Consider the following 8,033-nt stretch of genomic DNA (forward strand, 5'->3'; position numbering starts at 1 on the left):
CTTGAGCATGGCCGAAGCGAGCGCCGAGCCGAGGCCGAATACCTGCGCGCCGCGCCGCGATCCGGCGACCAGCAGGGCAAGGGCCTCGTCGTGGTTCAGTCCGGTGAGCTCGGTCCGGAAACCGGGCAGCAACGCGAAACCGCCGTGCCGGCCACGTTCGGCGTAGACCGGGACGCCGGCTGCGGACAGCGCCTCGACGTCGCCCACCTCAGCCCCCTCGGCCACGCCCACCTCAACTGCCTGGGCCGCTACGCCATCACCGCCTTCGCGCCCACCCAAGGCCTTCGGCAGCTCGGCGAAGGCCCCGACCTGCCCGGTGCCGCCGGATGAGCAGGAGGTGCGCGGTTCGTCGCGTTTAGCCAGGTGGGCATAGGATCCGCGGTATGGCGATGCAGCTTGTTCAGATCAATATGAAAGCGCGGGATGAATCCGCGCTCGGCCGGTTTTGGGCGGAGACGCTCGGCTGGAGTGTCTCCAGCGAGGGACCCGGCGTGATCAACCTCCTGCCTGTGGGGTTCGTCTGGCCCGACCCCGCGGCCGTCTGCGTCGACATCGTCGCCTCCCCGGAACCCAAGACGGTGAAGAACCGTGTGCACCTCGATCTGGCCACCGTTTCTGCGGCTCATCAGGCGGAGCTGGTCGCGCGTTTGACGGATCTCGGCGCGACGCCCGCCGACGTGGGCCAGGGCGACGTGCCGTGGACGGTCCTAGCCGACCCGGAGGGCAACGAGTTCTGCGTGCTGGAGCCTCGGGAGATCTACCGAGACATCGGGCCGATCGCGGCGGTGGTGGTCGACTGCGCGGATCCGCGGGCCATGGCCCGGTTCTGGGGCCAAGCGGTGGACTGGACCCTGCACGAGGTGACCGACGATCACGCGGTGCTGCGCTCCCCCAAGGGCGTCGGGCCGTATCTGGAGTTCCTGCGCACGCCTGAGGCGAAGGTCGTGTGGAACCGCGTCCATCTCGACCTCGCGCCGTACCCCGGTGACGATCGAGCAGCGGAATTGGCCCGGCTGCGGGCTCTCGGCGCCACCGACATCAGCCTTGGCCAGATCGACGTGCCGTGGACGGTCCTGGCCGACCCGGAGGGCAACGAGTTCTGCGTCCTCGGCTCGGGCTGACGCGGAACCCTTCGCCGTCTGCGTGCCGTACGCCGGCTCGACGGCGGCGGCCGGCTGCTCGCCGGAGTGATCGTCGAACAGCTCGGTCGCGAGCACCCGCTCGCCCGGCACCTGGACGACTTCCTCACCGACCACCGGACCGATCGGCGCCGGCTACCGCCCGGAAGACGTGTACGCGGGCAACCTCCTCGGCGCCCTCGCGGCCCTCGACTCCGGCATCACCACGCTGGTGGACTGGTCCCACGTCCAGATCTCCCCCGGCCACTCAGACGCCGCCGTCCAGGCCCTGACCGAGTCCGGCATCCGCGCCGTGTTCGCCCACGGCTGGCCGCCGGCCCGAGAGTGGACCAACGACAGCGCGCTCGGCCACCCGCAGGACATCCGCTGCCTGCGTGAGCAGTACTTCGCCTCCGAAGACCAGCTCCTGACCCTGGCCATGGCCGCTCGCGGACCCGAAGTGGCCCGGCGCGAGGTGTGGCTCGGCGACCTGCGCCCGGCCCGGGACCTGGCCACCCGCACCACCGTCCACGTCGGCGCGTACGAACACAACGCACGCCACCGGGCCGTCACCCAGATGCGGGACGCCGGCGTACTCGGCGACGACATCACCTTCGTCCACTGCTGGCGCTGCGCCGACGACGAGTTCGCGATGATCGCCGACGCCGGCGCGTCCGTCTCCTTGGGCGTGCACTGCGAACTCAACTCCTCCGGTATGGGCGACATCCCCCTCGACCGGCTGCTCGCCGCGGGCATCCGGCCGAGCCTGAGCGGCGACACCGAGACCAAATGCTCTGGGGACATGTTCTCGCAGATGCGCATGCTCCTGGCGTACTACCGCACGTGGATGGGCGGGGGGCACTCGCGGGCGCTGGGGGCGCCCGCGAACCTCCAGGTGCACGACGTCCTGGAGTTCGCCACCCTGGCCGGCGCCCAGGCGGCCGGGCTCGCCCACAGGACCGGCTCCCTCACGCCCGGCAAGCAAGCCGACGTGATCCTCATCCGAGCGGAAGACCTTAACCTGGCCCCGGTCTCGAACCCCGCCGGAGCGGTAGTACTCGCCGCCCACCCGGGCAACGTCGACACCGTGTTGGTCGGCGGCCGGATCGTCAAACGCGGAGGCAAGCTCGTGACCAGCGACCCGCGCCGGGCGCTGGACCTTGCTCGCCGCTCGCAGGAGCGAGTCCTCGCGGCCATTGCGGCGACACGCTAATGGCACCTGATCCGACCACGGCGTCGACGGCCCGGAGGGCACAGATCACCGAGATACGAGGGGGAACAACCAAGCAATGACCCGACGCCATGCCGTCCACGTCGTGAAGGAGCTTCACTATGCCTCGACAGACACGGCAGACCTCCTGCTCGACCTCTACATCCCAGACGTCCTCGATCCGGCGGGCGTGCCCGCCGTCCTGTATCTCCACGGCGGCGGCTGGTTGATCGGCACCCGAGCGGACCATTCCGAGCTCGCGGGCGTACCCGAGTCAGAGCTCACCGAGGAGCACCTCTGCGCCCTCAGCCCGATCACGCATGTCCACCCCGGAAGCCCTCCCATGCTGCTCCTGCACGGGACGAGCGACGCCATCACCACGGCTCAGCAGAGCCAATGGCTCGCGGAGACAGTACGGGCGGTCGGCGGCCAGGCAAGGACCATGCTCCTGGACGGCGCCAACCACGAGGATTCCGCGTTCGATGAAGACGAGACCATCGCCGCCGTCGCGCGGTTCTTCACCACCCACCTCTGACACGACGAGAACGGACAGGACATCGGGCATGCACGACACAACTGATCCCCGGCTTCCGAAACTGACTCAAGCCGAGCTGAGCGCGGAGCAGTTGGCCCTCTACCAGCAGATCACCTCGGGTCCCCGCGTCACGGGGCCCCAGCACTTCGCGCTCCAGGACCGGGATGGCTCTCTGAACGGGCCCTTCGGCGTGATGCTGTACACGCCCGCCCTCGGCGGGCCGCTCCAGGATCTGGGAGCGGCGGTGCGCTATCACACGCGAATGAGTGCCCGCACCCGCGAGATCGCGATCCTCACTGTCGCCGCGGCCACCGGTAGCGACTTCGAGAGATACGCCCACGAGCGGGTGGGACGCGCTGCAGGGCTCACCGAAGAGGAGCTGTCCGCCCTGGCCCTCGGCACCTTCACCTCCGAGGATCCCACCGAGGCGGCGGCCTACTCCCTGTGCCGACGCCTGCAGGACGACCCTCGCCCGTTGGACGACGATGAGTACGAGGCCACGGTCACGGTGCTCGGACCCGAGGGCGTCGTGGAGCTGGTCGTCCTCATCGGGTACTACCGCACCCTTGCGCAGCTGATGGAAGTGTTCGCGATCGGTGCGCCGTCCTCGTGACGAGGTGGCGGGCAGGAAGCCGAGACCGGGCGGGCCCACGAGGAAGGCGACATAGCCGATCACGCCCAGGATCGCGCTGCTGGAGACACTGGAGTTCAAGAGCAACAACACCGCCCATCCGCCGATGATCCGTGCGCTGGAGTTGATCCGCCGCTATGTCAAGGCGGGCAATGTGATCGGCGTCTCCCTCATCCGGTGAGATGATCTCCCAAACGCGCGGCGGCCGTCACGTGTCCGCCCCGCACCCGTACTTGACTGATGGCTGGCCCTTGCCCCACATCCCCCACCGCCGGAGGCAGCACATGTCACAGCCGGATTCCCGTCACTCCCTCATCGGGCGCCGAGCCTTCGGCCTCACAGTCGCCGCAGCGTCGTTGGCTGCCGCACTCGGCTCTGCCTTACCCGCGGGTGCGACGGGGTTACGGCGATCGGCGACGCCGTTCGACGAGACGACGCTGTGGGACAACACCGTGGATCCGCTGGAGAGTTACCACGTTCACGGGCTGGCCGTGCTGCCGGACGACACTGTCCTGGTCGTCACGGAAGGCCGGCACGAGGTTTGCGATGCTGGTCCCCGAGACCTGCTTGTCCGTCGTAGCCCCGACGGGGGTGACACCTGGGAACCGACGCAAACGCTGCTCGCCTCGATCGATGGCCAGTCGTGGGGAAACCCGACTTTCGTGCTCGACCGGATCACCGGCGACATCTTCCTGTTCTACATGCTCTCCATCCGACTGCCGGAGAACACCAGTTGCTCCGGCGACATCGGCGATCTGTACATGATTTCCAGCGGCGACGGCGGTCGCACCTGGAGCGAGCCACGTGACATGTCCGGCCTGTTCGGCCATTTCCCATACGAATGGAAGCTGCACGGCCCCGGCCCTGGACACGGCATCCAATTGGACAACGGTCGGCTGCTGCTCAACTGCGCCCACCGCCGCGTGGTCACAGGCAACACTGTCACGGAACGCTACTACGGCGTGGCGTCGATCTACAGTGACGACCACGGCCAGACCTGGCATGCCACAGGGGAGGTGCCGGTCTCCGTCGCCTACCCCATCAACGAGGCCAGGCTCGTCCAAAGGTCCGATGGCACGGTGCTGATCAACGGCCGGGCCGCAGCGGGCGGTAACCGGCAGCGGATCGTGTCGGTCAGCGTCGATCGCGGGCTGACCTGGTCGCCGCCGCGTCTTGACGGGGCCACCGGCACGTTCAACGCCGTGGATGCGAGCCTGCTGCGCTACACCGGCGGGCCAGGCACGTCCGACGTGAGCAGGGTGCTGTTCAGCCGCCCCGACTCCCCGGTGCGTACCAACCTGACCGTATCGATCAGCTACGACGACGCGCACTCCTTCCGCTACAGCCGGGTGATCAACGAGGGGCGGTCGTACTACTCAGAGCTCGGCCGGCTTTCCGATGGGAGGATCCTGCTCCTGTATGGCCGTGACGGCGACAACCCGAGCTTCCCCCGCCGGGTGGTCATGTGCCGGTTCTCGCTCGAATGGCTGAGCGGCGGCCGTGACAGTTTGTCCGGAGGGCCCGGCTACACCGAACGGCTCCTCGATCTCACCGCCAGCGCCGCCACATCGGGCGGCACCATGTCCGTCGTCCAGGACCCCGTGGCCCGTGGGGGGAAACGGGTGGTCTTCACCTCGTCTCAGACCGGCGCCTACGTCGAATACACCGTGAACGTCCCGACGCCGGGCACCTATGAGCTGCTGCTGCGCTACTTCCGGAGCGCTGCCGGAGGTCTGGTCACCGTCACGGTCGACGGTCTCAAGCCCCGGGTCGCGCTGGTGGACACCACCGCCGACCGGGCTGACGGCTACGACGTCGCACAACTCGGCAGCCTCGAGCTGACATCCGGCTCGCACAAGATCCGGTTCACCGCGTCCGGGGTGGGCCGCGGCGGCGGCAGGCTGGTCTCGCTGGACACGCTGAGCTTGATCGACGCGCCCTCGCAGCCCGACGTCCGGGAGGAGGCGGTGGTCGACAACGACGAACTCGGCTACGAGGTGATCAGCGGCACCTGGTCGGCCAGCGCAAGCGTGCCGGGCTACCGGGGCGGCAACTACCGATGGGCGCCAGCCGGCACGGGCGAACGCGTCGTCCGATGGCGGCCGGTGGTCCCGCACACCGGCGACTACGAGGTACAGGTCTCGTTCACCGGGCACGCGAACCGCGCGAGCAACGCGCCCTTCAGGATTCGCCACGCCGACGGGACCACGCTCGTGCGGATCAGTCAGCGCAGCAGCGGGGTGACGGAACCGCGCGGCGGCTCCTGGGTCTCGCTCGGCACGTTCCACATCACCGAGGGGGTAGGCCGGATCGAGCTGAGCAACGCCGCAGATGGGGTGGTCATCGCTGACGCCGTCCGGCTGCTGCGCTCACCCGGGTAACGGCTGCAGCGCGAGGGCAAGCACGTACATTTGGTGGGCATGAAGCGGGTGCCGATCAGCGACGGACTGCAGAACGACGCACACCCGACGGACGACGGCCACGCCACAATGGGCGACCGCCTCGTCCAGCATGTTGCGCAGCCCGGGCGCGGGGTCTCGACGGCGTAAGCGTGCCGCGGGCCCTCGCCGGCCCGAAGTCTTGGCAGAGGTGATTGGAGCCGATCTCGTATCGATCGGCCCGCCATGGATGCGTAACGCGCATGCTCGCCCGCGGCGCCGGCGCGAGGGCCGAGTTCTACGGCCAGGCCTCCACCGACCTGTCCAAGGAGGTGCACCTGAGCAACGGCAGGCGCACCTTCATCGGGAGCGGCATGGGAGTGCGCGGAACCAGCAAGGTCAAGCTGGGGCGGGCCGGCGTGATCGCGTCCCTCGCCTCTTGCCCCGCGACTTGGGAAACGATCAACGCGGGCTCGGGAAGCGAGCTCCAGTGCACCCCCAAACCTGCTGGATAGAACCCGAACAAGTGCGCCAGCCCGAAGACCGGGAACGACCATCGCGAGGTGCCCAAGTCCGTGCACGCTGGCGGGCGCCCGATCAGTTGGAGAGGGCGTCGATGCGGGAGATCTCCTCCTGATCCAGGGCGAAGGCGTACAGATCGAAGTTCATCTCGATCCGGCCGCGGTTGGCCGACTTGGGGATCATGACGATGCCATGTTCGAGATGCCAGCGCAGGACCACTTGGGCCGGGGTCACCGCGTGCCGGGAGGCGATCTCGGCCAGGACCGGGTCGCGCAGGTCAGTGTCCTTGAGGGAGCTGTACCCCTCGACGACGATGCCGCGGTCGCGATGCTCGGCCAGCAGCCGGGCGTCGTGCCCGGACGGGCTCCACGGGATCTGGTTGGCCGCCGGGGCTTGCCCGGTGGCGGCGGTCACCTTGTCGATCTGGGCCGGGCTGAAGTTGCTCACCCCTACCGCCCGTGCCAGGCCGCCTTCCCGGATCGCGAGGAACTCCTCCCATGTCCGCACCAGCTCGTCCGGCCCGGTCGGCCAGTGGATCAGCCACAGGTCCACGTAGTCGGTGCCCAGTTCTCTGAGACTCTGGCGGATCGTCTCCCATTCCCGGCCCGCGTTACCGGCCGGGAGCTTGGTGGTGACGAAGACGTCCCGCCGGTCGAGGCCGCTGTCACGCAGCGCCTGCCCGATCTGCGGCTCGTTGCCGTACATGGTCGCGGTGTCGATGTGCCGGTAACCCGTCTCCAACGCGGCCAACGTGGCCTCGTACGCCTGGCGGCCACGCATCTGCCACGTGCCGAACCCCAGAAGCGGCATCTCCACATCGCCGCTCAGCTTCACTGTCGAACCTTGGTGTAGTGACATTGCTCCATTGTGTCTCTCCCGGTTCCGCCCCTCGGCCGTGAGCGCGGCGCCGCCGCCTGGTCGTGGCGGATACCGTGCGCCAGTGGCGTTCTCATGAGGCTGTTAGGAGCTGGCGCGAGGTGCCACAGGCGAACGCCGTACGACGCGGTACCTGCGTCCGCTCGATGGCCCGGCTACACCGTGACGCGAGGCCGGGATGGACTTGGCCCAAGTCTGTGGCAAGGTGATCAAGGGACACTGCCCCTTTCTCCCATACTTCGCGTTCAAGATCGCGAGCGAGTTGCCCAGGAACGCGACGGGCAAGGTCCGCAAGAACCTGCTCGTCGCCACGGTGGGATAGACCGCACAGAGGTTCTCAGCTGGTGGCGCCCCAGGTGAGAGAGAGGCCGGTGGCGGCGCGTTCGGTGCGGATCTCCATCATGCTGCCGAGGATGGTGGCATGGTCGGACACCACGGGCGTGGCGTCGAGCGTGTAGGTGATCCGGGTGCTGACGAGCACCGGGCTGCCCTGCGGCTCGTGGAGGTGGCGGGCGGCGGCGGAGTCGAGCAAACCGGGCCGGACCACCTCGGACGCCCGGGCGACCGTCACTCCCGCGTCGGCGAGGGCCGTGTAGAGGGAGACGGCGGTGAAGTCGCGGTCGCGGATCTGGTCGGCCGCCGGCCGGCGGACCCAGGACACCTGGTGTACGGCGGGACGTCCCGCGAACTCGCGGACCCGCTCCAGCCGCAGGGCGGTGTCGCCGGGACGCAGCCGCAGCTCCGCGGCGATCCGGGCGGGGGC

Annotated in this window: 10 protein-coding genes and 1 pseudogene; 8 read left to right on the plus strand and 3 right to left on the minus strand. The window is 68.9% G+C overall.

Translation table 11 applies throughout. The features are described 5' to 3' along the window. Positions 1–207: pseudogene (locus AB0J09_RS48520) on the minus strand (DNA-binding transcriptional regulator); the annotation flags it as partial. A gap of 176 nt (positions 208–383) precedes the next feature. Here AB0J09_RS48520 and AB0J09_RS48525 point away from each other — a divergent pair. The 7 genes from AB0J09_RS48525 (at position 384) to AB0J09_RS48555 (ending at position 6,387) form a co-directional block, all read left to right on the plus strand. After that, on the plus strand, positions 384–1,121 hold the full coding sequence (locus AB0J09_RS48525) for a VOC family protein (protein WP_360707439.1): 738 nt from the start codon (positions 384–386) through the stop codon (positions 1,119–1,121). 142 nt (positions 1,122–1,263) lie between these two features. After that, positions 1,264–2,331, plus strand: coding sequence for an amidohydrolase family protein (locus tag AB0J09_RS48530; protein ID WP_360707464.1), 1,068 nt, complete (start codon positions 1,264–1,266; stop codon positions 2,329–2,331). A 103-nt stretch (positions 2,332–2,434) separates the two neighbouring features. After that, a complete protein-coding gene (locus AB0J09_RS48535) occupies positions 2,435–2,863 on the plus strand; it encodes a prolyl oligopeptidase family serine peptidase (protein ID WP_360707442.1) in 429 nt (142 codons plus the stop codon). Between the two features lie 28 nt (positions 2,864–2,891). Then, positions 2,892–3,476 (plus strand): carboxymuconolactone decarboxylase family protein, encoded by a 585-nt coding sequence (locus tag AB0J09_RS48540; RefSeq protein ID WP_360707444.1) that lies wholly within the window; start codon positions 2,892–2,894, stop codon positions 3,474–3,476. Positions 3,477–3,778: 302 nt separating this feature from the next. After that, on the plus strand, positions 3,779–5,875 hold the full coding sequence (locus tag AB0J09_RS48545) for an exo-alpha-sialidase (RefSeq protein WP_360707447.1): 2,097 nt from the start codon (positions 3,779–3,781) through the stop codon (positions 5,873–5,875). A gap of 39 nt (positions 5,876–5,914) precedes the next feature. Next, a complete protein-coding gene (locus AB0J09_RS48550) occupies positions 5,915–6,043 on the plus strand; it encodes a hypothetical protein (RefSeq protein ID WP_360707450.1) in 129 nt (42 codons plus the stop codon). 92 nt (positions 6,044–6,135) lie between these two features. Next, positions 6,136–6,387, plus strand: coding sequence for a hypothetical protein (locus AB0J09_RS48555; protein ID WP_360707453.1), 252 nt, complete (start codon positions 6,136–6,138; stop codon positions 6,385–6,387). 82 nt (positions 6,388–6,469) lie between these two features. Here AB0J09_RS48555 and AB0J09_RS48560 read toward each other — a convergent pair whose 3' ends face one another. Continuing rightward, positions 6,470–7,228, minus strand: coding sequence for an aldo/keto reductase (locus AB0J09_RS48560; RefSeq protein ID WP_360707456.1), 759 nt, complete (start codon positions 7,226–7,228; stop codon positions 6,470–6,472). 220 nt (positions 7,229–7,448) lie between these two features. Here AB0J09_RS48560 and AB0J09_RS48565 point away from each other — a divergent pair, with 220 nt between their 5' ends. Further along, entirely contained in the window at positions 7,449–7,592 is a 144-nt protein-coding gene (locus AB0J09_RS48565; protein WP_360707458.1) for a hypothetical protein, read from the plus strand. 15 nt (positions 7,593–7,607) lie between these two features. Here AB0J09_RS48565 and AB0J09_RS48570 read toward each other — a convergent pair. Next, on the minus strand, positions 7,608–8,033 hold a 426-nt coding region (locus AB0J09_RS48570; protein ID WP_360707461.1), incomplete at its 5' end, for a UTRA domain-containing protein.

The organism is Nonomuraea sp. NPDC049784, from assembly GCF_040659615.1.
In the GTDB taxonomy this organism is placed as follows: Bacteria; Actinomycetota; Actinomycetes; order Streptosporangiales; family Streptosporangiaceae; genus Nonomuraea.